Origin of the sequence: Chroococcidiopsis cubana SAG 39.79, assembly GCF_003991895.1 — a bacterium.
Taxonomy (GTDB): Bacteria; Cyanobacteriota; Cyanobacteriia; order Cyanobacteriales; family Chroococcidiopsidaceae; genus Chroococcidiopsis; species Chroococcidiopsis thermalis.
Window position 1 is genome coordinate 42,826 of record NZ_RSCK01000020.1, and the last position, 25,800, is coordinate 68,625.

General features: G+C 43.0%; 18 protein-coding genes and 2 pseudogenes. 10 read left to right on the forward strand and 10 right to left on the reverse strand.

Annotation, left to right across the window (positions count from 1 at the left end; translation table 11 throughout):
- Nucleotide 1: 1 nt before the first annotated feature.
- Nucleotides 2–1,315 (reverse strand): annotated as a pseudogene (locus DSM107010_RS14675) (RNA-guided endonuclease InsQ/TnpB family protein).
- Nucleotides 1,316–2,051: 736 nt separating this feature from the next.
- Nucleotides 2,052–5,588: a methionine synthase gene (gene metH, locus DSM107010_RS14680; RefSeq protein WP_127023256.1), complete on the reverse strand. Its 3,537-nt coding sequence runs from the start codon at nt 5,586–5,588 to the stop codon at nt 2,052–2,054.
- Between the two features lie 34 nt (nt 5,589–5,622).
- Here metH and DSM107010_RS38435 point away from each other — a divergent pair, with 34 nt between their 5' ends.
- Both DSM107010_RS38435 and DSM107010_RS14685 read left to right on the forward strand, forming a co-directional pair.
- Nucleotides 5,623–5,775, forward strand: coding sequence for a hypothetical protein (locus DSM107010_RS38435; RefSeq protein ID WP_158631787.1), 153 nt, complete (start codon nt 5,623–5,625; stop codon nt 5,773–5,775).
- A gap of 39 nt (nt 5,776–5,814) precedes the next feature.
- Entirely contained in the window at nt 5,815–6,591 is a 777-nt protein-coding gene (locus DSM107010_RS14685) for a class I SAM-dependent methyltransferase (RefSeq protein ID WP_106167048.1), read from the forward strand.
- Between the two features lie 73 nt (nt 6,592–6,664).
- On the opposite strand, the gene DSM107010_RS14690 is transcribed toward DSM107010_RS14685, so the two are convergent.
- Complete coding sequence (locus DSM107010_RS14690) at nt 6,665–7,885, reverse strand: hypothetical protein (protein WP_106167047.1); 1,221 nt, start codon at nt 7,883–7,885, stop codon at nt 6,665–6,667.
- A gap of 385 nt (nt 7,886–8,270) precedes the next feature.
- Between DSM107010_RS14690 and DSM107010_RS14695 the strand changes: the two genes are divergently transcribed.
- The 3 genes from DSM107010_RS14695 to DSM107010_RS14705 all read left to right on the forward strand — a co-directional run bounded on the left by DSM107010_RS14695 (nt 8,271) and on the right by DSM107010_RS14705 (nt 12,085).
- Nucleotides 8,271–9,620 (forward strand): DUF8173 domain-containing protein, encoded by a 1,350-nt coding sequence (locus DSM107010_RS14695; RefSeq protein ID WP_106167045.1) that lies wholly within the window; start codon nt 8,271–8,273, stop codon nt 9,618–9,620.
- A gap of 235 nt (nt 9,621–9,855) precedes the next feature.
- Nucleotides 9,856–11,670, forward strand: coding sequence for a molybdate ABC transporter permease subunit (gene modB / locus DSM107010_RS14700; protein ID WP_106167043.1), 1,815 nt, complete (start codon nt 9,856–9,858; stop codon nt 11,668–11,670).
- 58 nt (nt 11,671–11,728) lie between these two features.
- On the forward strand, nt 11,729–12,085 hold the full coding sequence (locus DSM107010_RS14705; protein ID WP_015154274.1) for a tRNA-binding protein: 357 nt from the start codon (nt 11,729–11,731) through the stop codon (nt 12,083–12,085).
- Between the two features lie 33 nt (nt 12,086–12,118).
- Here DSM107010_RS14705 and DSM107010_RS14710 read toward each other — a convergent pair.
- Nucleotides 12,119–12,304, reverse strand: a pseudogene (locus DSM107010_RS14710) (MerR family transcriptional regulator); the annotation flags it as partial.
- A gap of 284 nt (nt 12,305–12,588) precedes the next feature.
- Here DSM107010_RS14710 and thrB point away from each other — a divergent pair.
- Nucleotides 12,589–13,524 carry a homoserine kinase gene (gene thrB / locus DSM107010_RS14715; RefSeq protein ID WP_127023259.1) on the forward strand — a complete coding sequence of 312 codons (936 nt, stop codon included), beginning with the start codon at nt 12,589–12,591 and terminating at the stop codon, nt 13,522–13,524.
- 550 nt (nt 13,525–14,074) lie between these two features.
- On the opposite strand, the gene DSM107010_RS14720 is transcribed toward thrB, so the two are convergent.
- The 3 genes from DSM107010_RS14720 to psaB all read right to left on the reverse strand — a co-directional run bounded on the left by DSM107010_RS14720 (nt 14,075) and on the right by psaB (nt 17,454).
- The gene (locus DSM107010_RS14720; protein WP_015154278.1) at nt 14,075–14,215 is read right to left on the reverse strand and encodes a photosystem I reaction center subunit IX; all 141 of its coding nucleotides are present in this window, start codon (nt 14,213–14,215) and stop codon (nt 14,075–14,077) included.
- A 72-nt stretch (nt 14,216–14,287) separates the two neighbouring features.
- Nucleotides 14,288–14,773, reverse strand: a complete 486-nt coding sequence (locus DSM107010_RS14725) for a photosystem I reaction center protein PsaF subunit III (RefSeq protein WP_015154279.1) — start codon at nt 14,771–14,773, stop codon at nt 14,288–14,290.
- Between the two features lie 455 nt (nt 14,774–15,228).
- Entirely contained in the window at nt 15,229–17,454 is a 2,226-nt protein-coding gene (psaB, locus tag DSM107010_RS14730) for a photosystem I core protein PsaB (protein WP_015154280.1), read from the reverse strand.
- Nucleotides 17,455–18,638: 1,184 nt separating this feature from the next.
- Between psaB and DSM107010_RS14735 the strand changes: the two genes are divergently transcribed.
- The 4 genes from DSM107010_RS14735 to DSM107010_RS14750 all read left to right on the forward strand — a co-directional run bounded on the left by DSM107010_RS14735 (nt 18,639) and on the right by DSM107010_RS14750 (nt 22,406).
- The gene (locus DSM107010_RS14735; RefSeq protein WP_041463030.1) at nt 18,639–19,310 is read left to right on the forward strand and encodes a hypothetical protein; all 672 of its coding nucleotides are present in this window, start codon (nt 18,639–18,641) and stop codon (nt 19,308–19,310) included.
- A complete protein-coding gene (locus tag DSM107010_RS14740) occupies nt 19,307–19,948 on the forward strand; it encodes a hypothetical protein (protein WP_106167038.1) in 642 nt (213 codons plus the stop codon). Before DSM107010_RS14735 ends, DSM107010_RS14740 begins: the two co-directional genes overlap by 4 nt.
- 178 nt (nt 19,949–20,126) lie before the next feature.
- Complete coding sequence (locus DSM107010_RS14745; protein WP_106167036.1) at nt 20,127–20,507, forward strand: hypothetical protein; 381 nt, start codon at nt 20,127–20,129, stop codon at nt 20,505–20,507.
- Nucleotides 20,508–20,570: 63 nt separating this feature from the next.
- A complete protein-coding gene (locus DSM107010_RS14750) occupies nt 20,571–22,406 on the forward strand; it encodes an ABC transporter ATP-binding protein (protein WP_127023261.1) in 1,836 nt (611 codons plus the stop codon).
- 81 nt (nt 22,407–22,487) lie between these two features.
- Here the strand turns inward: DSM107010_RS14750 and DSM107010_RS14755 are convergent, their stop codons facing one another.
- The 3 genes from DSM107010_RS14755 to DSM107010_RS14765 all read right to left on the reverse strand — a co-directional run bounded on the left by DSM107010_RS14755 (nt 22,488) and on the right by DSM107010_RS14765 (nt 25,800).
- Nucleotides 22,488–22,967: a hypothetical protein gene (locus tag DSM107010_RS14755; protein ID WP_106170173.1), complete on the reverse strand. Its 480-nt coding sequence runs from the start codon at nt 22,965–22,967 to the stop codon at nt 22,488–22,490.
- On the reverse strand, nt 22,961–23,608 hold the full coding sequence (locus DSM107010_RS14760) for a ParA family protein (RefSeq protein WP_015154286.1): 648 nt from the start codon (nt 23,606–23,608) through the stop codon (nt 22,961–22,963). The genes DSM107010_RS14755 and DSM107010_RS14760 overlap by 7 nt, the downstream gene beginning before the upstream one ends.
- A gap of 179 nt (nt 23,609–23,787) precedes the next feature.
- Nucleotides 23,788–25,800, reverse strand: a complete 2,013-nt coding sequence (locus DSM107010_RS14765) for a serine/threonine-protein kinase (protein ID WP_106170175.1) — start codon at nt 25,798–25,800, stop codon at nt 23,788–23,790.

Consider the following 25,800-nt stretch of genomic DNA (forward strand, 5'->3'; position numbering starts at 1 on the left):
TCTAAAGACGCGCCACTTCGCGTTTCAATTTAGCTGACCAGAGACGAATTCTCTGGGGACGAGTCAAAGCGCCCCTACACAGTCGGCTTAGGTCTAAACCAAGCGTTCTGCTTACTTTACGAATAATATTTGCTGCCGCTTGAGCATCGCAATTAACGTACCAATTATTAGCTGTTCGGTACAATCCGCGCTTAACTCGCTTTCCTGACGCTCTCCAGTTTGTGGGTTTTTCACCATGTTTGGAGAGAGTATCGTTATCCAAAAATGACGCGGCAGAGGTATTCGCTTCCTCTATTTCAACAAACCTTATGCCGTACTGTTGGCAGAATTGGCTAATTCTTTCTTTGAGTCTTGCGGTTGGAATTTGCACAAAAGATTGATTGTTTTTACCCAATTTTATCTCTTGCCGTTGTCCTTGGTTCCAGCCAAATACTATCGTACCGATACGATGTTCAATGCAGTGGTTGACGACTAATCTTGCTGCCTTATTTATCGCATCTCTCATCTGTCGATTGCGCTTTTCAGTGATAGCCGCCAACCGATTAGACCAAAAGCCTTGAGGCTTGTTTTCTTTGAGCGTGGAAACTTGCTTGTTGTACCAGCGATTGAGTGATTTGATGTGCCTACCGTCAACAATAAAGCTAGTACCAACACTGGAAGTACAAGTCAGCCAATTCGAGATTCCTGGGTCAATACCTAATGCATTGTTCGGGTCTACATCCACTTCGATAACATTAGTTTTGTAGACAAACTCGACGTAGAAACACCGATTTCTTGGCAGTATCCGTAGTTCCTTAATGTCTGCAAACTTGAGAGAGTGGCGGGAGGAATGTTTCCCCCCGCCATCTCTCATTAGATTTGACGGCATCGGAACAAAGAAGCAGTCAAGACCAAACCAACACTTAACTTATTTTCCAAGCGGAATACGTATTTGGTTATTGATTAGCTTTAATGCCTGCTTGGGATAAGAGACAAGCGCGAAACCTCCCGATTTGCGATATTTCGCTGGTCTAGGCTTATCCGCAATTTCTCCTCGATTAAACGCAGATTTCAACTTCTTAAATGACTCGAATGATTCGGAGACAGATCTTAACACTTGTTGGGCTGCTTGTGAGTGCAACGCCTTGAAATGTTTATTGGTTTTGTATTCTGATTCCAAGTCGAACTTGCCAACAATTGTTTTAGCTTTGAAGTACATCTGTCGAGCAAAATATATACCGCAGTTAGTCAAAGAATTTGCGGTTTTGCAAATGAATTCCAGAATTGCTTCTAACTCGCTATCTGGGTGCAGTAAAACTTGTTGACATCCGTACAATTAGCATCACCTCCTAGTTAATTAATATACAACAAAGTGATGATTCCAAATATTAAGATATAAACAAGAGAGATGGTTAGTTAAAACTAAGCTTCGCTTTTCATCCCAGCTCTGAAGAGACTGGGCTTTCAAGCGTTCCGATGTTTTAGGTAATTAGAGCAATAGCATTGTGTCAGGGCTATCCGCGTAATCCTGCAACGATTCCACCATCAACCAGTAATGTACGCACCTAAGAAAATTCCTACCAACTAGCGTTGCAGTAGGAACGGCTGGTAGGAGCGACATGAAAGACCTTTTGTCTGAATTCCATGTTTATGTACGCTGGCGTACTTTTCCTCAACCAATAGGCAGAATTCTTTGTTACAAGCATTAGCAGTAATGAACGAATACCGAACGAACTGAAGTACCTGAAAAACTACTTCTCAGACAACCTCTAAACTGTCATAACACTAAAACCTAACGTGTTAATAGACGTAAAGATCGGAATGAAAGGTATTACTGGAAGGCAATTGATATGACCTACGCGACAATCACAACAGCCATAGAAGTTCTCAATAGCGATGAAAATTTTTCAGTCTGGTTTAACAACAGCAGCAATGTATTAACATTGCCTTGGCTTAATGGTTAAACGTATCGATCTAGTGGGTATAACTCCAGGTACAACGGCTGTCCTCTGGGAGGGAACAGGGGACGGGGAACGGGCAACAGGACAAAACCGTTCCCCGTTCCCTTGAATTTAAGCGCTAAAGTATTTTGCGACTGGGTGATAGGTCACAATGGCAGTGGTAGATTGTTCGGGATAAAGCTGTTCGCTTTCATCCATATACAAATCGATCCTCTTCGTCTCTAACAAATCCAGTTGCTTGTACTGATCCTGAATATTCGGACAGGCGGGATAACCAAAGCTGTAGCGCGAACCGCGATAGCGTTGCGCCAGCATATCCCGAATGTTATCTGGTTCTTCAGCCCCAAACCCCAATTCGCGCCTAATTCTGGCGTGTGTCCACTCTGCTAAAGCTTCTGCTAATTGCACGGCTAACCCGTGGAAGTAGAGGTAGTCTGTATACTGATTGGCTGCAAATAGCTTTTGAGCGTATTCTGTAGCAATGTGTCCTACCGTCACCGCCTGCATGGGGAAAACATCGATAATTCCCGACTCCTTTGGCGCGTAGAAATCAGCAATACACAGACGGCGTAAGGATTTTTGTCTGGGAAATTCAAACGATGTTACTTGTTCGGCGTGGTTTTCTGGATTGTAGACATACAATGTATTTCCTTCTGACTGACAGGGGAAATACCCATAAATCACTTGTGGGTGCAAGAGATTTTCGGCAACAATCTTTTGCTTCCAATCTTCTAGAATTGGATAGACTTTCTCATTTAAGAAAGCTTGATATTCTTCCTTAGATTGTTCCTTCGGCTTGCGGAATTGCCATTGTCCGGCAATTAAAGCCTGTAAATCTAAATGCCAGAAAATCTCATCCCAAGGAATATCTTGTAGTTGCAATAGCTTTGTCCCCCAGAAAGGCGGCGCGGGACGTTCTATATCTACTGCTACCGCTTCGGATCTCTTGGTGTCAATTTCTGTCGGTAGGGGCGCACTGCTGTGCGCCCGTACAGATGAATCTACAGTAGGTTCTTTGTGTCCGTTCCCATTGACTTCTGTGTCGGCTAATTCACCCAAAAAGCCTTGCAAGTCATCCCATTGACTTGTAGCCTTCGCTGGCATTAATTTATCCATGAAGTGCAAGTCGGAAAACGCATCTTTGCCGTAAACGACTTTGCCTTTGTAAGTATTTTGGCAATCTTCATAAACAAACTTAGGTGTGAGTGCCGCACCACCTAAAATTACCGGAACGGTAATTCCTTTTTCGTTGAACGTCGCCAAATTCTCTTTCATGAAAGCGGTGGATTTCACCAACAAGCCACTCATAGCGATACAATCAGCTTTGTGCTGTTCGTAGGCATTGATGATATTTTCTACAGGCTGCTTGATTCCCAGGTTAATCACCTTGTAGCCGTTGTTTGACAGGATGATATCTACCAAATTCTTACCGATGTCGTGGACATCACCCTTCACAGTGGCAATGATAAAGGTTCCTTTGGCGCTGTTACCACCTTCCGACTTTTCCATGTGGGGTTCGAGATAAGCTACGGCTGCTTTCATCGTCTCCGCCGACTGTAACACGAAGGGGAGTTGCATTTGTCCCGAACCAAACAGTTCGCCGACAACTTTCATGCCATCAAGTAGATAGACATTGATAATATCCAAAGGTGGATATTGCTTCATGGCTTGGGCTAAAGCTTGTTCTAAACCAATCCGTTCGCCGTCGATGATGTGGCGTTTGAGGCGTTCTTCAATCGGAAGATTTTCATCTACACCTTTATCGCGTTTTGTTGTCACCCCTTCAAATAGCGTCGTCAACTCAGTTAAAGGATCGTAAACGCAAACATCACCTTCAAACTTGCGATCGTCGTAAATCAGCTGACGGCAAACTTCTTGATGTTTCTCCTCAATCTTCGCTAATGGTAAGATTTTACTTGCACTGACGATCGCCCCATCCATTCCTACCTGCATTGCTTCGTGTAGAAACATGGAATTGAGTACGATCCGCGCTGCTGGGTTCAAACCAAAGGAAACGTTGGAAACACCCAGCATAATATGACAGCCTGGTAGTTCCTGGCGAATGCGACGCACCGCTTCAATTGTCGCCTTACCATTTTTTCTATCTTCTTCAATCCCCGTCGAAATTGGCAAACAGAGAGTATCGAAAAAGATTTCGCGGGCAGGAATGCCGTATTCTACTGCTTGTCTGTAGGCACGCTGGGCAATTTCAAACTTTTTATCTGCCGTCCGTGCCATTCCATCTTCGTCAATCGTACCAATGACGACACCAGCACCATACTTTTTCGCCAATTCCAAAACTTTGAGGAATCTTTCTTCCCCGTCTTCGTAGTTGGTAGAGTTGAGGATGCATTTACCCCCAGCCACCTTTAACCCCGCCTCCATCTTTTGCCATTCCGTAGAGTCCAGCATCAAAGGTAGAGTAACGTTATTCACCAAACGGGACACTAATTCGTGCATATCCCGTTCGCCATCTCGTCCCACGTAATCCACGTTAACATCGAGGACGTGCGCGCCTTCTTTAACCTGCGCCCTTGCCATCGATACCAATCCGTCCCAATCTTCAGCATTGAGTAAATCGCGGCACTTTTTAGAACCACTGGCGTTTAAGCGTTCCCCAACAATCAGGAAAGAGTTATCCTGTTCGTAGGGTTGAGTGCTATAAATTGATGCTGCTGCGGGTTCTAGTTGCGGATTTCTCACCCCTGGTTTTAATTCTTTAGCAATTTCAGCCAGTTGTTGAATGTGTGCTGGACGTGTCCCACAGCAACCCCCGATTACTTGGACACCCAAATCTTCCACAAAATGCATCAAATGCATCCGCAGTTCTGTCGGTGTAAGGCGATAATGTGCTTGTCCGCCGACGTTTTCCGGTAAACCCGCGTTAGGAATACAGGAAACGATAAAAGGTGAGTGTTCCGACAAATATTTAATGTGCGGCTTCATCAAGTCTGGTCCCGTGGCGCAGTTCAGACCGAGAATGTCAATTTTATAGGGTTCCAGAATTGTTAGCGCGGTATTAATTTCCGTTCCGACTAGCATCGTCCCCATCGATTCCATCGTTACGGAAACCATTAAAGGACGACGTTCGCCTTTTTTAGCAAACACTTCTTCGATCGCATTCAAGGCTGCTTTAATTTGCAGTACGTCTTGACACGTCTCGACAATGAATAGATCGACACCACCATCATACAAGGCTTCTGCTTGTTCGACGTAAGCCGTTTTCATCGTGTCGAAATCGATGTGTCCCAAAGTTGGCAGTTTAGTTCCAGGACCCATCGAACCCGCCACAAAGCGCGGTTTTTCTGGGGTAGAAAATTCTGCGGCTACCCGCTTGGCAAGTTCTGCTGCGGTTTTATTTAAATAATAGGCTTTATCCGCTAAGTCATACTCTGCTAAAACGATGGATGTCCCGCCAAAGGTATCGGTTTCCACTACGTCCGCACCAGCAGCGAAGAAGTCGCGATGAACTTTTGCCACTGCTTCTGGGTTGGTGTGAACGAGATATTCGTTACAGCCTTCGTACTGAGAACCGCCAAAATCCTCAGCCGTCAGGTTTTGCGATTGTAAATTCGTCCCCATTGCGCCGTCAAATACAATAACTGGGCGTTCTGGGCTATGCAGTCGAGATAGAAACAAACTATTCATGTGCCACGCTGTTTAGCAGAGTTAGGAATGATATTTGGACTACAGTTTAGATAATTTAAGATTTTCTTACCTGTTATCTATTTTGCCGACTTTCTGGAATTTTCCAAGCGATCGCAGAATTTTTATCTATGGAGTCGGTACGGGCGGGTTTGTCAACCCGCCCGTACAGGAGTCGGGAGTAGGGTAAGATGAGAGCTAAAATTTTTATCTCTTCATCCTTATTTCTATGTCTACATACGACACTATCGGTAAATCCTACGCTCAATTCCGATTGCCAGACCGTCGCATTGTCGATTGTTTGCTCAATGCACTTCAGTTGAAACCTGGCAGCACTATTGCCGATATTGGTGCGGGTACGGGAGGATATAGTCGGGCGATCGCAGAACGAGGATTTTTGGTCTATGCTGTCGAACCTTCTGAGGTAATGCGTTCTCAGGCTATACCTCATCCTCATGTGAAGTGGTTTGATGGATGTGCAGAGGCAATTCCTTTACCCGATAATTCAGTTGATGCAGCTATTTGTATTTTGTCTCTACATCATTTTACAGATTTAGAAGCTGCTTTGTTGGAAATACATCGAGTTGTCAGGACGGGTGCGATCGCTTTTTTTACTTATGACTCTCAAGCTAGAAAAGATTTTTGGTTGGATGATTATTTTCCGTTTCTTTGGGAATATGATGAAGACTCATTTTTCCCCCTGGAATATATTGTATCGTTTATTCAAACTCATCTTAAAAATACAGTAGATATTTACCCTTTTCCTTTACCACCAGATTTAACAGATTTGTTTCTTGCCGCAGGTTGGCAGCAACCCAAAATGTATTTAAATTCTGAAATTCGGGCGAGTATGTCAGCTTTTGCTTTAACCGATCCTCAGTTAGTAGAGACAGGCGTGAAGCAACTAGAGGCAGATTTAGCGAGTGGGGAATGGCAGATAAAATATGGCAAATATTTAGAATTTACAGAATTTGATGTCGGTTATCAAATTATAGTTGCTAAATGACAATTACAGAAAACAGATAGGAGGGTAGGCATTGTCCACCCTCCACTTAAATTCCCTCAATTGAATATGACTGTTATATACTTGAGTATGTCGGAAAATAGTTAAAAGTTACTGCTTTCTCTTTTACTGCATGACAAACATTTTTGGTGAGAGAGCTATTGTGATGGATTTCTTGTAACACCCCTTTACGGGTTTTACTACCGACCAACAGAAACCATAATTCTGTAAACTGCCATAAGTGCATAGAATTTGAATGGGCAGCAATATTACGTAATTTTCTTATTTGATCTATGGTAGAAGCAGCTGCATAACTTTGAGCTAACCAGAAGGATAAGGGATGTTTCCATTGTCGCAAGAATTGTTGCACTAACAGTCGGTCAGCTTGACTAATTTTATCGCTACGTTCAACGGTGTAGTATAAATTTGTCTTAGGCATCGTTTCTTGCTGCAAGCTAAATTTTGTAAAAGTTTGCCACTGCTGAGATAACAAGATTCGTAGATCTCCTAGCGTGTATTCTCCATCAACGATTAGATTAATGCTTCCTAGCAAAATAGGAGTCTTTTCAAAAAAACTAACAGAGGTGTTTTTAGTTAACAAGAACTGATAAAGTTGTTTGAAAAAAGGATTAACAATTTCTCTTTCTGCTACTAATCCCAAGGGATGTCCTGCATCGGAATAATCGGCAGAAGTGGTGAACTCTTCTGTCTTTATCATTTTGTAATATCTGTAGGCGTTGCGTAAATCTCTTTGGCTAGCTGGGTGCAAGCAATTCCACGCTAAAAGTCCTAGCTTGGACTTAACTTGTTTCTCGGCATTTTCTAAAGAAATAGTTTGTGGAAACTGACTTTGTGCGTCTTCAAGTTTTAAAATTTTCTTTTTTTGTTTTTCAACTAAAAACTCATGCTCTTTGAGTTGATTTTGCAAATGCAACAATTTATCTTCTTGTTCTAGCGATAAAATCTTGTTTCGCTGAAAAATCTCTAGTTCTTGCTTCAGAAGTTCGACTTGTTCGTTCTGCTTTTCAATCATAGCTTCTTGTTCCATCAGCATCCGAGATTTATCTGCTATCTCTAAAGCATTCATAGCAGCTTTGATTAAGTTATATAAATAAGGTTGAGAAACATTTACTCGTTTAGAATTTTCCCTTCTCTTACCTTGAAGACCGATTGTTTTACCCTTTTCTACTGCTAAAACTTCGCCGCGTTCGTTCCTGATTCTGAGTTCTTGAGATGATGCAGTGTTGACAATACAACATGTGTATCTGCATTTATTGTAGTAAAATTCTGCTGCCATCTTAATTTTTCTGGAAAAGTCGAAACATGATTTTAAGCAATTTTGTATGAAGAGGCGATCGCCCTCATATAGTTCTTAGTTCATCTAATAGAGAATATATGCTAAGTTGCTTACTAATAGTTAATATTCTTGTATGCTTTTTATCAAAAAATATTATGAATTTATGAAGAAAGAATAAAAAAACAAGTAAATCTTGAGCTATAAAAGTACAGCTATCTGAATTTGTAATTAATGACACCTATTGCAAAAATCTAGCGCGATCGCGCTCCAACTTTCCAGATCGAACGGCTATCCTCACAACTTCCTCAACTTTGTTATCTAACTTAAAGGAGAGACAAAAGCCTTCATAAGAGTGAAGACAGATGGAGATGGAGCCGCAAGCCTAATGAACAGTCGCAAAGGCTGGCACTTTGCCACAAGATATTTGATTCAATTTCTCTGTGCTTTGGTACTGCTATCGGTGCTATTATTCGTTACGCCAAGTTGGGCAAAGGATACCGTAAGTGGCAAGCAAGTCACGATCGCTGCTGGACAAATTGTTCCCGATGACGTGTATTTGGCTGGAGAGACAATCTTGTTGAATGGTACTGTCAAAGGCGATGCGGTTTTGGCAGCAAAGCAAATTACCCTGAATGGCACAGTTGAAGGCGACTTAATTGCAGCAGGACAAGTCATTACAATTAATGGCAGTGTAGGCGATGATGCGCGACTAGCTGGACAGGTGTTAATTCTTCAGCCAAAAGCACGGATAGCAGACGATGCGATCGCGGCTGGTTTCAGTTGGGAAAATCAAACTGGCAGTAATATAGGTGGCGATCTAACTATCTTTGCCAACCAAGCTTTGTTAGCTGGAAGTATAGAACGCGATGCGATCGCGGCAACAAATGCCTTGGAACTGAGGGGAAGCGTCGGCGGAAATATGCAAGCCACAGCAGTAGGCGATCCCCAGTTGGTTGAAATTCCCTTTGTGCCTCAACCCCCCGTAACAGTAGCGCCAATTAAACCAGGTTTAACCCTGACCGATACTGCACAAATTGGTGGTAAAGTCAATTATAAATCTGCGACTACGGCTCAAATTAGCCCAAGAGCAAAGATTGCGGGTGGAGTTGTAGGAGAAGCATTAGAACATCGGATTGCAACTACACCAAATCCAGCTAGGGAAGCAATTTGGCAGATTCAGCGCCTATTGGCTTTACTCTTCGTTGGTTGGTTATTGCTGCGATTTGTCCCCACTTGGATGCAAAATTTAGCGGCAAGAGTCAAAGCTAAACCTTTATCGAATTTAGGTTGGGGGATACTAGCATTTGTGGCAGTTGGAGTAGGTACGATCGCGATCGCCACTGTAACTGTTATACTCGCTATTCTCTGTGCGATCGCTCTACCTAGTCTCGCTTTACCAGTCTTGGGATTGGGAATAGTCGCTAATCTTGCCCTTACAATCAGCTTTGTAACTTTTGCCAGTTTTGTGCCGCAGATTGTCTTTAGCTTATTAGCCGGAAGCTGGCTATTGCAAAAATTACAACCTAGTATCTCAATACAACCCCCAATACGACAATTTGTAGCACTGGGGATTGGTTTATTGGGATTTGTGCTGCTGACATCTATTCCCGTACTAGGGGCGATCGTCACCCTCATCGCGATCTTTGTCAGCCTCGGCGCACTTGCACAACACATTACCAGTCGTAAGCCACAAGTTGCAATTGTCGATCGCCAACTCCCAATCGCCAACCATTAATAACAATCCCTTGTTCTGGCGATCGCGCGATCTATTACTTCCTATCCTAAGCTTGAGTTACATGTAGCAAATAGGACTGCTACATATATTTTAGTTGGTTTACAATCTTCAAATCACAACCGAGTTGCGATCGCTGTAGAGAAATAGGTGTCACTCCGAAATAGATTGTAAGATACTATTTTGCTTCGTGCAAAGATGTAAAGAGAATCGCCAAAATTACGCCAGAGAAAGATAAATGTTCAATGACATTTCCCCTCTATGGATTTCTCTAAAAACCTCCTTAATTGCCACAACTATTACTTTCTTTCTAGGAATTATCGCCGCCTATTGGATGCTAGGGTATCGAGGTAAGTGGCGATCGCTAATTGAGGGAATATTCATCTTACCTCTCATTTTACCACCAACAGTAGTAGGTTTTTTATTACTAGTAATATTTGGAAAATATGGCATACTCGGACAATTTTTAGCATCATTTAATATCAACATTGTCTTCACTTGGTATGCAGCCGTCATCACCGCCACAGTAGTAGCCTTTCCATTAATGTACAAAACTGCTTTGGGAGCCTTTGAACAAATAGACGCAAATTTAATCCGTGCCGCAAGAACATTAGGTGCTTCTGAATGGACTGTTTTCTGGCGTGTCAGCTTTCCTTTAGCAATTCCTGGGATTATTGGTGGTGCGACGCTAGCTTTTGCTCGCGCGTTAGGAGAATTTGGTGCAACATTAATGTTAGCAGGTAATATCCCCGGACAAACGCAAACTATTCCGATGGCTATTTACTTCTCAGTTGAAGGCGGCTCGATGCAGGAAGCTTGGGGATGGGCGCTAGTCATCATGGGAATTTCTCTATCTGGAATTGTAGCAGTAAATTATTGGCAGCAATCGAGAGGTAAGAGGCGAGAGGCAAGAGGCAAGAGGCAAGAAGAGTCAACTACCAACTACCAATTACCAATTACCAATTACCAATTACCAATTATCGAATCAAAATTATTTGTCAATATTCAAAAACAATTAGCAGAATTTGACTTGAATGTAACTTTTAGTAATGACGATCGCCCATTAGGACTTCTGGGAGCTTCTGGCGCAGGTAAAAGCATGATTTTGCGCTGTCTGGCAGGGATTGAAACGCCTAATGCTGGTAAAATTGAGTTAAATGGGCGGGTGCTGTTTGATTCTCAACGCCAAATTAATCTTCCCACACGCAATCGCAAAATTGGTTTTCTGTTTCAGAACTACGCTTTATTTCCTCACCTAACAATAGGGCAAAATATTGCCTTTGGTTTACCGAAAGCTACGCCAAAAAAACAAGTTATCCAAGTCGTAGAAACTCAACTTGCATCAATGCAACTACATGGTTGTGCTAATCGTTATCCCCATCAACTATCCGGCGGACAACAACAGCGAGTCGCTTTGGCACGGGCTTTAGCCAGTCAACCAGAAGCGTTATTATTGGACGAACCGTTTTCAGCTTTAGATACTCATTTACGGAGTCAGTTAGAACAGCAATTAATTTCCATTCTGTCTAATTATCAAGGTGTAACTCTGTTTGTCAGTCATAATTTAGAAGAAGCTTATCGAGTTTGTCAAAATTTATTAGTCATGGAAAAAGGAACTGCGATCGCTAGCGGTTCCAAACACGATATATTTGAACGTCCTCAAACTTACAGTGTAGCTCAATTAACTGGATGTAAAAACTTTTCTCGCGCCGAGATTGCTGTCAATGGAATGGTAAAAGCAACAGATTGGGGAGTAGAGTTACAAGTCACAGAATCTATCTCCAAACAATTAAAATATGTAGGAATTCGCGCTCATCAAATTATTTTTACGACTGAATCAAACCGAGAAAATACTTTTCCTTGTTTTTTAGCTCAAACTAGCGAAACTCCCCACCGCATGACTGTATATCTCAAGTTGTACCAACAGCCAACCCACTCTAGCGATTATCACCTGCAAGCAGAAGTATTTAAGGAAAAGTGGGAGATCCTGAAAGGGCGATCGTTTCCCTGGTATATTAGGCTAGATCCAATGCGGTTAATTTTGATGACGTAAAATTGGTAGGGTGAGTTGCGAACAAAGCACCCTACGAATACAAAAATAAAGTTTAATTATGAATGTTAACGAAACAGCGATCGCAGAAATTTCTTTTGATGACTTTCTCAAAGTCGATATGCGAGTTGGGACAATTCTTGATGTTGAAGATAATTTAAAAGCGAAAAAACCTGCTTATATCTTGACAATTGATTTTGGTGAGTTGGGAGAAAAAATGAGTTCGGCGCAGATTACCGATAACTATTCTAAAGCCGAACTCATCGGTAAGCAAATTATTGCTGTCGTTAACTTCCCTGCTAAAAGAGTTGCAGGTGTTAAGTCTGAAGTATTGGTATTAGGGGCAGTTCCTAATAATCAAGGAGTAGTTTTACTAGAGCCAAACTTACCTGTAGAAAACGGAACTCGAATTAGCTAGTAGCAACTTTTGCTACTAGGAATTAAATTTTAGTAAGGAAAAGCCTAAATCTTTCAGAGCCAGAATCCGATTTAATCTAGGTAATTGGCTAGCACAGTAGTAGCGATAGCTGGTAAACTGGTCTACCTGGATTGGTTTTGAAAGCCCCATTTCATCATAGAGGCGTAGTGCTTTGATTGATACGCGACTAAGTTTAGAAAAGTCACCGATTTTAAACATCAAATCTGCGTTTATAGCGTTTCCTATACAGGTGAAATACATTCGTAGGGGCGCACAGCTGTGCGCCCCTACAGATCTATGTACCCGATCCAATTGAGAATAGCTCAGGAGCTACGCAGATCCCCCAACCCCCTTTTTAAGGGGGCTTTGCTCCCCCCTTAAAAAGGGGGAGCCAGAGGGGGATCGAGATCTAAAACTTCAAATGCGTAACTCCTGATAGCTATAACTGTTATCTATTTCTAGTACACACCCTCCTCTAAGGGCATCAAGAGTAAATTATTTCAATGTCCGAATCTCATATTACCGTCACCGTTCCTGCTACCACGGCAAATCTAGGACCAGGGTTTGATTGTATTGGTGCAGCATTAACTTTATATAATCGGTTCAAGTTTTCCCGCTTGGAAGTAGGCAAACTGAGCATAACAGTTACAGGTACAGAAGCCGCCAAAGTTAAGACAGATGAGAGTAATTTACTGTACCAGGCTTTTTTGAGACTGTATCAACACATCAAGCAATCGCCGCCAGCAGTAGCAATTGAAATTGAATTAGGCGTACCTTTGGCGCGGGGTTTGGGTAGTTCGGCTACTGCAATCGTTGGTGGTTTGGTAGGTGCAAATCAGTTAGCAGGTACGCCTTTAAGTCAAGCTGAGGTGATGAATTTAGCGATCGCAATGGAAGGACATCCTGATAATGTCGTACCAGCCTTGCTAGGTGGCTGTCGGCTAGCAGCTAGTGTAGAGATGCTACATGTAACATCTCCATACTGGCAAATTTGCGATATTCCGTGGCAAGAAAATGTCGTACCTGTAGTTGCAATTCCTGATTTTGAGCTATCGACATCTGAAGCGCGACGGGTTTTACCAACTCAGGTGAGTCGCGCCGATGCAATTTTTAATACAGCACATTTAGGACTACTACTGCGGGGTTTAGCAACAGGTAATGGAGAATGGATCGGTGCAGCTTTGCAAGATCGACTGCATCAACCATACCGTCAAAGACTGATTTCAGGTTATGAAGCCGTACAAAATGCCGCTTTAGCTGCTGGAGCCTACGGAATGGTTATTAGTGGTGCGGGACCAACTTTACTCGCGTTGACGGAAACTGCAAAGGCGGCGGCTGGAGCAACGGCAATGCAGACAGCTTGGCAACAACAAGGGATTGATGCTGAGGTACGATCGCTGGCGATCGATACTCAAGGGGCAACTACCAATCCTGTTTGATTCGTGAAATTTAAATGTAGGGTGGGCAATGCCCACCCTACCAGAAAAGCGTCTACAATTGATTGAGTTAGTAATAGTAGTATCCATAATAATTAGCTTCGATCGCACTCAATCTTTTGCTTTATCAAGATATTATAATTTAAGCGATCGCTCTCGGAACTCGCACTATAAATTACACTTATATTAGTTAGAAAAACTAATTCAAAATATTGCCAAATCAGACTCGATATTCCATAAAAGAACATCTGTATTTTCCATCCAATTAGTGTTTAAAATTGTAACAAAGTCTTATATTTTTCTATTATTTATTGATACTCTAAAATGAAAGGGAAAAATTTGTTGCCTGGGTTTTAATTTATCATTCCTCAGTGATAAATTAAATCCTGCCTCTACTAACCTAGAGGCATTTTTATTGTAGTTGTGGATAGTTTTATTTACAGCAAAAACTTATCTTCTAGTCAAATAGAAGAAAAATATTCTAAGCTTATTTAGTAGGGTGGGCAATGCCCACCTTACATTTAAATTGCTAATGACCAATGACAAATGACGATTAAGGAGTAGGCTTAAAATACGTGCCATACTGCAAACCTGGAAACCAAATTTGCAACATAATTAGCACTACCGAAAGAGCAACCATTGTAAAAGTTGCCATTACAGGAGCAAGAGTAAGATATTTAAACACATGTTGCATGGTTATTTTCCTAATGTGAGATTGCGAATAGTGCGCACAAAGTTTTGAACTAATTCAACTTAACTAATTCGGCTATCGTGGCGAGATTGGAATTTCCTCATCTCTAGCAGTCAAGTCACCACTCAAGAACTCTTGCAGTGCTAAAAGAGGCCAAAGAACAGCTTTTGATATAGACTGCAATGCCAACGGTAAATCGATAAAAATTTCTTTCATTTCGGGATCGCTAGCTGATTTAGTGGCACGGAGATAAGAACGACCGCTCCAGCCGATAAAACCAGCAACGTACAAAAATAGACCGATGGGAACTAAAACATCAGTAGCTCGATCTAAGCGATCGAGTGGCAAATGAGGTAAACCATCCGTGCCGCAAAGTTCGTATTTTGCGTAAGCCTTAAATGGCTTATTGAAGTAATAGGTATCAGGAGCATTTTTCATCCGCGCCTGAAAAGCTGGCGATTTGCTACAAGGTACGAGGGTGCTATTAGCCGCAGAAGCCGTAGGAATTGTACTGCCCCAAATTACAAAGGCGATCGCTAGTGTAAATAATAACCGCCTCATGTTAATTTCGCTTTTTGTTCTGTCACTTTTTATGAACTGCATAGCATTGTTAATGGTTTGTTTTAGAGGCGCGATCGCCTCTGCAAAAGAGCGATCGTCGTTGTCTTTGGCAAGTATCCTAACAGACTCAAAATCCAATTTAATCTGATTTGATAAAATTTAAATTATCCTGACTACAAGATAAAAAGCGTTTTGTGTTTTATTACTTTACATATTGTTTTTCAACAACTAAAACTTAACTACAAAAGGGTTTTAGAAAATAATAACCATCTCAGTAACTCATTTTGTAGCTTCATTTATGAAGAAAACTTCAGAAAGTCAAAAGTCAAAATTTAAAAGTTAAAACTGAGTAGACAAGCGATAGAAGTTATAACTAACCACTGATAACTGATAACTAACCAATTAATAAAATCCCCTATTTGTGAAGTAGGGGATTTTATTTACCCTACGCTCGATTAACCAAACTTACCAGCAGTCGAAGCAATTACGAAAGCAGCATAAGTGAGGACGTAGCCAACCGCAAAGTGAGCTAACCCCACAACGCGAGCTTGAACGATTGACAGAGCCACAGGCTTGTCTTTCCAGCGAATCAAGTTTGCTAGAGGTGTCCGCTCGTGCGCCCAGACCAAAGTTTCGATCAACTCTTGCCAGTAACCGCGCCAAGAAATCAGGAACATGAAACCAGTTGCCCATACTAAGTGTCCCAACAGGAACATCCAAGACCAGACAGACAGGTTATTCATGCCATAGGGGTTATAGCCGTTAATTAACTGAGCTGAATATAGCCACAGGTAATCGCGCAACCAACCCATCAGGTATGTCGAAGACTCGTTGAACTGAGCCACATTGCCTTGCCAAATTCCTAGATGCTTCCAATGCCAGTAGAACGTCACCCAACCAATCGTGTTGAGCATCCAGAACGCAGCCAGGTAGAAGGAGTCCCAAGCGGAGATATCGCAAGTGCCACCCCGACCAGGACCATCACAAGGGAAGGCATAGCCGAAGTCTTTTTTGTCGGGCATCAGCTTGGAACCACGGGCATCCAACGCACCTTTAACTAATACCAACGTGGTTGTATGCAAAGCGAGAGCAAATGCGTGGTGGACTAAGAAGTCACCAGGACCAATCGTCAAGAACAAAGAGTTCGTACCAGCATTGATCGCACCTAACCAACCAGGCAACCAGACATTCCCGTGATTGGGCCAAGCTGTTGTAGCGATACTATCTGGGTTAGACAACAGAGTATCGAAGCCGTACAACACCTTACCGTGAGCAGCCTGAATGAACTGTGCGAACACGGGTTCGATCAGAATTTGCTTTTCAGGAGTTCCAAAGGCAACCACTACATCGTTGTGAACGTAAAGACTGAGGGTATGGAAGCCCAAGAACAGCGATACCCAAGACAGGTGAGAGATAATCGCCTCTTTGTGCTTCAAGACGCGCTCTAAGACATTGCCCTTATTCTGTTCTGGGTCGTAGTCCCGTACCCAGAAGATCGCGCCGTGAGCAAAAGCCCCCAGCATGATGAATCCAGCAATGTACTGGTGATGAGTGTATAACGCTGCCTGGGTCGTGTAGTCCTGCGCCATGAATGCATAGGGAGGCAGGGAATACATGTGTTGTGCCACCAGCGAGGTGATGACCCCTAAGCAAGCCAAGTGCCAGCCGAGCTGGAAGTGGAGAGAGTTATTGTAGGTGTCGTAAATGCCTTGGTGAGGCATATTGAACGGACCTTCTACTGGAACACCAAAGAAGGTTTTAGCATTCATCATCTCCTTGATGCTGTGACCGATACCGAAGTTGGTACGGTACATGTGTCCGGCAACGATGAATAATACTGCGATCGCCAAATGATGGTGAGCGATATCCGTCAGCCATAAAGACTGAGTTTGAGGGTGGAAGCCACCCAAAAAGGTCAAGATCGCCGTCCCCGCACCCTGAGAGGTTCCAAAGACATGATTGGCAGTGTCAGGGTTAGCAGCATAAGCCGCCCATTTCCCCGTAAAGAAGGGCGTTAGACCTTCTGGATGGGGTGGTGTAGTCAGAAAGTTACTCCAACCGACGTGCTGTCCGCGAGCCTCGGGAATTGCAACGTGAACTAGGTGTCCAGTCCAAGCCAAGGAGCTAACGCCAAACAATCCCGCTAAGTGATGGTTCAGGCGAGATTCCGCACTCTTAAACCAGGCAAGTCCTGGGCGGAATTTGGGCTGTAAGTGCAACCAGCCAGCTAGCAAGAATACTGAAGCTAGCACGAGTAGGAACACCGAACCCATATAGAGGTCGTTATTCGTCCGCATCCCGATGGTGTACCACCAGTGATAAACACCAGAGTAGGAAATATCGACGGGATAGCTTGCCCCACCTTGGGTAAAAGCATCAACTGCGGCTTTACCGAATTGAGGGTCCCAAATTGCGTGGGCAATGGGACGGACGTGCAGCGGATCTTTTATCCACTGCTCAAAATTTCCTTGCCAAGCTACGTGGAATAGAAGGCTGGATGCCCAAAGAAAGATGATGGCAATGTGACCGAAGTGTGTAGCAAAAATCTTTTGATAAAGATTTTCTTCAGTCATTCCATCGTGACTTTCAAAGTCGTGGGCGGTAGCAATCCCATACCATATCCGACGAGTGGTCGGGTCTTGTGCGAGATCTTGGCTAAATTTGGGAAATTTAGTTGCCATTTACTTTACTAAATCCTCCAATTAGCTAATCCGTTGTTATTAATCTGAATTAGCAAAACAGTACAGACAAACGAAATCTCCCTCGACATGAAGCCGAAGAGAAACTACTGTAATTAAATTCACTAGATACCGTATTGAGGTGTAGTTTTAATAGCGCAATTCAGTAGCTAAATGCAACAAAACTAACTTATTGCGAATAAAAACTAACTCAGTCCTTGTGCATTCGCACATAGAAGCATTATTAAATTATTTAGCGATTTATTAAGGCTAGTAAAGCACTTTTCAAATTATGAAATTGCTTTTAGATTTATAAATTGAAGCGTTCTGGTTAAATCTATCAAACCCTAACTATACTAAGCTTTTGCAGCTAAAGTATCGCCACAGAGTAATGTTGCATTTGTTTAAGCAACCTTCTTAATTTGGCACTTTATGTTATGCCGCAGTGAGTCAACAACTCACGAGTGACTTAATCAATTATATCCATAAATAATTCTAATATGCGATTGTTAGAGTACGTTTCAAAAGCTCTCTAGATAAATGAGCTGGAGGTGGGCGCTGCCTACCCTATGAGGAAAAATATAAATAATTCTAATGTGCGATCGCCAAAATATGCTCTAAATACTCTCTACATCACAAAGTTCAGTTTTATTAGTTGAATTGGGCACTCTAACTATAGTATGCAAAGGTAATTTTTCCCATATAAAGGAAGTTACCAAACTATAGTTTAAGGAATATAAGTAATGATAAACATCCTCTATTTTCTCATGACTGAATTTTGATTGTGGGCGCTTTGTAAACTGCACGCATTTTCACTACAAACGCAATCGTCGCTTTATTGGGCAAGCAGAGAAGGTGTTGAGGGAAATTGGTAATAATACAAATTCTGTTTATTATTGCACTAGATTCGATCCCCCATAGCCCCCCTTATTAAGGGTAGGGGGATCTTCTGTGGCGTAGTTTTAAAGAAATGGTATAAGTAATTGGTAAGTCGTAAGTCGTAAGTCGTAAGTTGAAATAAACTGGCAACTGATAAACAACTCTTCCTTTAGGCGTAAGCGCGTAAAAGAGAGCAATTTTAAGATTTAAGAGAGCGAGTCGAAGATTCTATCTAAATATCTTGGGCGATCGCAAAAATTAAAGTAGAGTTGTTATTTAGTTCTTTTACTCTACATACTTACCTTATGATGAGCAGAAAGATTGGATTTTGGTTGCTGTGGCTAGGATTTATTACTTACGCTTTCGTATTCGCGCCCCCCGACCAACCAAATACACTGGAGTTAATTACAAATCTTTCTACAGGCAAGTGGGCGGGAATTAATCCTCTAATTGTTTCCATATTTAATTTGATGGGAGTTTTTCCACTAATTTACAGTTGCTTGCTGTTTATTGATGGTAGGGGGCAAAAGATTCCTGCTTGGATATTTGCAACTATATCAATGGGTGTAGGCGCATTTGCTTTATTGCCTTATTTGGCATTACGTCAACCGAATCCAACGTTTCCAGGTCAGAAAAATCTGTTGCTCAAGTTATTAGATGCACGGCTAACTGGTGTTGTTTTGAGTATAGGTGCGATCGCATTAGTTGCATACGGTTTGGGTAAAGGAGATTGGGCAGATTTTTTGCAGCAGTGGCAAACTAGCCGTTTTATTCATGTCATGAGTTTGGATTTTTGCTTACTGTGTGTTTTATTTCCTGCTTTATTAGGGGATGATATGGCACGCAGAGGCATGAATAATTCGGTGATTTTTTGGTTAACAGCGTTAATTCCTTTATTTGGCTCTTTAGGGTATTTGTGCGTGCGTCCGCCTCTACCAGAGGATAGTTCGGCAATAGCGAGTCAGCAAGTGGTGACATGAACAGAAAAATTGCTTTATGGACGATTTGGGTGGGATTTCTCATTTATGTATTGTTTCTTGCCCCGCCGATTCGCTGGCAAGAAACTTTGAATTTGTTGATGAAAATATTGACGTTCCAGTGGGCAAGTGTCAACCCAGTAATTTTGTCTTTGTTTGCCCTAATTGGTGTTTGTATTGCTCTCTACAGTTGCGTGCTTTTCTTTGATGGCAGAATGCAGAAGTTACCATTTTATCCTTTTGCGATCGCTTCTATAGGCACGGGGGTAATTGGGTTAATTCCTTATTTGGCTTTACGAGAAGCAAATCAAGAGTTTACAGGGCAGAAAGATGCTTTTTTGCAGGTGTTAGATTCCCGCATAACAGGGTTATTTCTGACTTTATTTACTCTTGCCTTACTTGGCTTCGGAATTATTTTTGGTGACTGGGGAAATTATCTTCAGCAATTTCTAAGCGATCGCTTTATTAATGGCATGAGTTTAGCATTTTGCCTATTTTGCTTGTTATTCCCCACAGTCCTCGGTGATGACATGGCGCGGCGCGGATACTACAGCAATTCTCAGTTATTTTGGCTGATTGCCCTAATTCCATTACTCGGTCCCCTTGCCTACCTTTGCTGGCGACCCCCCTTAAGACAGTGACCAGTGACCAGTAACCAGTGACGTTATCAGAATTTGTAAGGGTGGGTTTAGCAAACAAATATAACAGCCTTAACGAAAAATTTTTCCTCAAAACCCGCCCTTACGAGAGACAACAACCAACAACATATATAGTTCATGTGTACCATATAAGAAGTAGTTATCGGGAGAACGATGAGTTATGGCAGTGGCAGAATTGCGAAAGAATGGGATGATGGCGCATCTTCTGGATGCCCTAGACGCAGGTGAGGATATCGGACACTACGGTAGGTTGGTGTTTGCAATGGTGGCGCGTCATTTTTTAAGTGAAGAAGAATTAATTAACTACCTGACTAAAGATAAAGACTGTAGTGAAACAGAAGCACGCAGCCTCTACCACCAGGTACAAGCCAAAGACTACAATCCGCCCAAACGGGAACGGATATTAGAATGGCAACAGCACCAAGATTTTCCGATTTGTCCCAATGCTGACGATCCTGATGCAGGTAATGTGTATAAGGATCTACAATTTCCAGAACACGTCTACGAACACATTTCAGAGTATTACGAACATAAAAATTAGCGATCGCATCAGTAGAGGCGCACACCTGTGCGCCTCTACCACCAATAATTACTAACTCCAAAAATGCCAAAGCCACGAAACATCCTGCAAAGACTGCTGACACAATTGAAACAAGGATCGCAGGTGTTTCAATATACAGGTAGAGCAGTAGGATTAGTTTGGCAAACAAGTCGCGCCCTAACCTTTGTTTTGGCGATTGTGACTGTGGTAGCGGGTTTACTCCCAGCCGCGATCGCCTATGTGGGTAAGTTAATTGTCGATGGTGTGGTTTTAGCCCATCAGTCGGGATTAGAACGCGATCGCCTGATTACACTAGGCTATCTGGGAATTGAGGCGATTTTAGTCGCATTACTCGCAGGAAGTCAGAGAGGATTAACGATATCCCAGTCTTTGTTGCGAGTGTTGCTGGGACAAAAAGTCAATCTATTAATTTTGCAGAAGGCGTTAACTTTAGACCTTATCCATTTTGAAGATTCAGAATTTTACGACAAGATGACTAGAGCGAGAAGAGAAGCTTCTAGCCGTCCGTTGTCTTTAGTGAGTAGCACGTTTAGTATTGTCCAAAATGCGATTTCTCTTGTGACCTACGGTGGCTTGCTGCTACAGTTTTCTTTCTGGGCAGTCATAGTCTTGTTGTTGTCAGCCGTACCTGCATTTATTGCGGAGACGCGATTTGCTGGGCAAGCTTTTCGCCTATTTCGGTGGCGTGCGCCGGAAACAAGGGAACAGACTTATTTAGAAACTTTGATCGCTCGCGAAGACTTTGCTAAGGAAGTAAAGTTATACCAGTTGGGGGCGATGTTGTTAGAACGTTACCGTTCGATCTTTAATCGGCTATATGGGGAAGATCGAGATTTAACTCTGCGGCGTGGTGTGTGGGGATATTTATTAAGTTTGTTGAGTACGGCAGCGTTTTATCTTGCCTATGCTTGGATTGTTGTTGAAGCGATCGCCGGACGACTTTCGCTTGGCGATATGACAATGTATTTAATGGTCTTTCGCCAAGGACAAACGACTTTTTCTAGCACTTTAACTAGTATTGGCGGAATGTATGAAGATAATCTCTATTTATCTAATTTATACGAATTTTTAGAACAACCTATTTCTTTACCTAAAGGCAAAGCTACCCAAGGTTTAATACCTGGAGATGGCATTCGATTTGAAAATGTCTCCTTTATTTATCCTGGTAGTAATAAACTTGCTTTAAATAATGTTTCGTTTCGGATTCGAGCCGGAGAAAAATTAGCTATAGTTGGTGAAAACGGCTCTGGCAAAACGACTTTAATTAAGTTATTGACTCGATTATATAATCCAGATAAAGGGCGAATTTTACTTGACGGTTTAGACTTGCAAGCATGGGATTTAGGAGTTTTACAAAGACGAATTGGGGTAATATTTCAGGACTTTATTCGCTACCAATTTACCGTAGGTGAAAATATTGGTGTCGGTGATGTTACCCGCATTGAAGATAGAGATCTATGGCAAGTAGCAGCAGACAAAGGAATGGCGCTACCTTTAATCGAACAATTACCAGACAGCTTTCAAACGCAATTAGGTAAATGGTTTCGCGGCGGACAAGAATTATCGGGGGGACAGTGGCAAAAAATCGCTTTGTCTCGCGCTTTTATGCGAAATAAGGCAGATATTTTAGTTCTAGACGAACCCACAGCCGCTATGGATGCGGAAGCAGAGTTTCAAATTTTTGAACGTTTGCGATCGCTAACTCAAAATCAGATGGCAATTCTGATTTCCCACCGCTTTTCTACCGTGAGAATGGCAGACAAAATTATGGTTTTATCTGGTGGGAAAGTGGTAGAACAGGGAACTCACGAAGAATTATTGCAGTCGGGAGGACGCTATGCTCATTTGTTTCGCCTGCAAGCAGCGGGGTATCAGTGAGTAAGTCAAAAGTGAAAAGTTAAAAGTCAAAATTGTGTGGGGTGGGCAATGCCCACCTTACTATCACAGTACTTTTTTAAATCAATCAAACCAACCAATATCTTTATCTGAAAATGCAGATGATGACATGTCAGGTAAAGAGTAGGATTGTACCGGTCTAGCTAAGGCAGAACTAACGGGTTTAGAGTTAGATTTAGAGGTTGTTTTGGAGCTAGATTTAGTGTTTGTTTCTGTCAGTTTCAAGATTGTTTCTTTGGCTTGGTCGAGTTCTGCTTGCAACTTTTCAACTTTTTCGACTAAAGTTTTTTGGTCTTGGAGTTGCGATCGCAACTCCTGATTCTCGGTTTGGGCAGCTTCTAGTGCTGCTTGTATGTCTTTCACTGTGGTTTCCAGTTCGGCTTTAGTGGGACTGGTACGGCGATGATTTGTGGCAGATTCAGAATTTGTCTCTTCTGAAGTGGGTTCCTCCACAACAAGTTTTGCTTCTACCGTAATCTCCTGCGGTTCGGCAGATTTTTGCGCCTCTTCTTTCAATAAATCGGATAGATTTTTTCTCACCATAACTTCCTCCAATCCCTCTCCATTTCGTCGGCGACTTTACGGTAATCTAATTGTGCCTCTTTTGCGTGCTTTCCTCGCCACTGGACGATTGGCACGCCATCTAAAGCTGCTCGTTCGTGGGCTTTATAGGCGCGGATGACAGTCTTGCAAGCTGGAATACCGAGTTCTTTAAGGGTGTTTTGAGCTGCTTGCGCGTCCGTCCAACTACGAGGATCGACTCGCGTTAAGAGGACGCGATGGGCTACCCCTGATGGTACGACTGCACGTCTGACTGTCTCAACTAGGATAGCTAAATCCATCGGTGCTGGCGGCGTTGGTAACAATAAATAATCTGCCGCTGCGATCGCTGCTGCCAACGATTCCGAGTTGAGCGCTGGTGGTGTATCGACAACGACGAGTTCGTATTCCTCTACCCGCTTCAATTTACCCAATAGTAAGGGATCGGTTTCCTGTACTAAATCGAAACCCATTTTTTGTTCGCCGCGATCGACCCACCAAGATAAACTGCCTTGAACGTCGGCATCGACCGCTAAGACTTTGTAATGCTCGGCAAGAATTCCTGCCAAAGCCATACTTGTTGTGGTTTTACCCACGCCACCTTTACCATTCGCCACAACAATTATCTTGGGTTGCCGAGCCATTGCGCATCTTTCTAGGGACAAGAATAGATTACCAAATCCGCGTCCCTAAAATGTTTTAATTCACAGGGAGTAGGGTGGGGAGAATTCGGAATTCGGAATTCGGAATTCGGAATTAGTTGTGACTTGCTCCCTCAGCTCTCTTCTGCTCCCTCAGTCAGCTCTCTTCTCCCTACTCCCGATTACGGCGATAGATGCCAAAGAGCAATTCTCTTGTCTGCACTACCACTAACTAGAGTCTGTCCATCTCGACTGAAAGCAACCGACCAAACCGGAGCTGAATGTCCTCTCAGGGTAGCTAGTGTCTCTCCTGTAGTCAAGTTCCATACTCGAATAGTCTTGTCATCGCTGCCCGTAGCAATTTTTTGACCGTCTGGGCTGAAGGTGACAAAATTGACATCAGCTGAATGTCCCGTCAAGGTGCGTATTTCTCGTCCCGTGTTGGGATTCCAAATTTTGATCGAGCGATCGTCACTGACGCTTGCCAGTTCTTGACCAGTTGGACTAAAAGCGAGGGAGTTAACATCGCCTGTATGCCCTCTGAGGGTGAAAATTTCCTGTCCTGTATTGAAATTCCAGATTTTGATCGTTCTATCTGTACTACTGCTGGCAAGCCTTAAACCATCTGGGCTAATGGCAACGGACAAAACTTCAGCAGCATGACCCCTCAAAGTCCGAAGTTCCTCTCCTGTCTTGAAGTTCCAGATTTTAATTGTTTTGTCATAACTCCCACTAGCAAATTTTTGACCGTCTGGGCTAATGGCAACGGTATCAACATAGCTAGCATGACCCTTGAGGCTACGAAGTTCCCGTCCCGTATTCAAGTTCCAAATTTTAATTGTATTATCCTTACTGCCACTGACTAGAGTTTGACTATCTGGGCTAATGGCGACAGAGTAAACCCAGTTGGTATGACCTTTAAGGGTGTTGAGTTCTCGGCGATCGCTAAAATTCCAAATTTTAATCGTTTTGTCGTCGCTACCACTAGCAAACTTCTGTCCGTCTGGACTGAAATCAATCGTATTAACTTCCCCAGTATGCCCTGCGATCGTGGAGATTCGATTGAGATACCAATAACCATATCCCAGCAATCCTAATAGCAGGATAACACCCCCCACTAGCAGTCGCTTTTGCAACCGTTGGAGAGGAACAAGCGTGGGCAGCGCTTGAGTACGATCGCGCTTGAGTTGCAGTCGCTTTCCCTGACTCGAAGGCTGTCCTATAGGGTTAGAATCTGCCTTGATGCTACCAATTTCGCTTGATGGTAGTTGGGTTTCGATTGTCGCTGGGTCAACAGATAACTGGATGCGATCGCTAAAGTCTCGCAGCACTTCATCAGCATGTTGATAGCGCTGGAGAAAGTCTTTTTGCAGCAACTTGTCTAGAACTCGCTCTAATTTTTGACTAATTGGCGTTTTAAGATATTGTCGCCAGTCTGTCACCCAGCTGTAGCCTTTTTCCGTCCACAGTTGAGATGGATGGATCTGGGTCAGCAGATAAAAGCAAGTTACGCCTAAACTGTAGAGATCGCTAGCTGGATAGGCATCCCCAATATTCATTTGTTCTAGCGAGGCATAACCAAAGGAGCCGATGCTTGTTCCTGGGCTAGCGATCGCCGTTGCCGATAATTGCTTGGAAACGCCAAAATCGATCAGAACTGGTTTACCGTCACTCTGACGGCGAATGATGTTTTCTGGCTTGAGATCCCGATGAATCACATGATGGGCGTGGATAAACTGGAGAACTGGCAATAAGTCACTCAACAGTTGCCAAATTTTTTCCTCGCTAAATATCCCTTGTTGCTCTACTTCCTGCTGCAAAGTTTGCCCTACAATTAACTGCTGTACCAGATACAGGTAGTTATCCTGTTCAAAGTAGGCGTATAACGCCGGAATCTGCGGATGTTCCCCTAACTGTTGTAGGCGCTGTGCCTCTTCCTGAAACAGCTCATTTGCCTTTTGCCAAGCTTTGGTTCCTGGAAATTGCGATACCAATTGCTTGACAACACACAGTTCATTTAGCTTGTCTGTATCCTCTGCCAAAAAAGTTCTACCAAACCCGCCGCTTCCTAACTGGCGGACGATCTGATAGCGATAGCGCAGCAGCGGCTGAATTTCTTTGCCGCAACTGTGGCAGAAGGGCGTTCCTTTGGGATTCAAAGGCTTCTGGCAACTAGGGTTGAGGCAGTAACTCAT

Coding starts and splice junctions, on each gene's coding strand:
- DSM107010_RS14740 (WP_106167038.1), top strand. CDS start 19,307: ATGAACAGAAAAATTGCTTTATGGACGATTTGGGTGGGATTTCTCATT.
- psaB (WP_015154280.1), bottom strand. CDS start 17,454: ATGGCAACTAAATTTCCCAAATTTAGCCAAGATCTCGCACAAGACCCG.
- DSM107010_RS14765 (WP_106170175.1), bottom strand. CDS start 25,800: ATGAGTTACTGCCTCAACCCTAGTTGCCAGAAGCCTTTGAATCCCAAA.
- DSM107010_RS14760 (WP_015154286.1), bottom strand. CDS start 23,608: ATGGCTCGGCAACCCAAGATAATTGTTGTGGCGAATGGTAAAGGTGGC.
- modB (WP_106167043.1), top strand. CDS start 9,856: ATGTTCAATGACATTTCCCCTCTATGGATTTCTCTAAAAACCTCCTTA.
- DSM107010_RS14690 (WP_106167047.1), bottom strand. CDS start 7,885: ATGGCAGCAGAATTTTACTACAATAAATGCAGATACACATGTTGTATT.
- DSM107010_RS14685 (WP_106167048.1), top strand. CDS start 5,815: ATGTCTACATACGACACTATCGGTAAATCCTACGCTCAATTCCGATTG.
- DSM107010_RS14695 (WP_106167045.1), top strand. CDS start 8,271: ATGAACAGTCGCAAAGGCTGGCACTTTGCCACAAGATATTTGATTCAA.
- metH (WP_127023256.1), bottom strand. CDS start 5,588: ATGAATAGTTTGTTTCTATCTCGACTGCATAGCCCAGAACGCCCAGTT.
- DSM107010_RS14720 (WP_015154278.1), bottom strand. CDS start 14,215: ATGCAACATGTGTTTAAATATCTTACTCTTGCTCCTGTAATGGCAACT.
- DSM107010_RS14755 (WP_106170173.1), bottom strand. CDS start 22,967: ATGGTGAGAAAAAATCTATCCGATTTATTGAAAGAAGAGGCGCAAAAA.
- DSM107010_RS14745 (WP_106167036.1), top strand. CDS start 20,127: ATGGCAGTGGCAGAATTGCGAAAGAATGGGATGATGGCGCATCTTCTG.
- DSM107010_RS14735 (WP_041463030.1), top strand. CDS start 18,639: ATGAGCAGAAAGATTGGATTTTGGTTGCTGTGGCTAGGATTTATTACT.
- thrB (WP_127023259.1), top strand. CDS start 12,589: ATGTCCGAATCTCATATTACCGTCACCGTTCCTGCTACCACGGCAAAT.
- DSM107010_RS14750 (WP_127023261.1), top strand. CDS start 20,571: ATGCCAAAGCCACGAAACATCCTGCAAAGACTGCTGACACAATTGAAA.
- DSM107010_RS14725 (WP_015154279.1), bottom strand. CDS start 14,773: ATGAGGCGGTTATTATTTACACTAGCGATCGCCTTTGTAATTTGGGGC.
- DSM107010_RS14705 (WP_015154274.1), top strand. CDS start 11,729: ATGAATGTTAACGAAACAGCGATCGCAGAAATTTCTTTTGATGACTTT.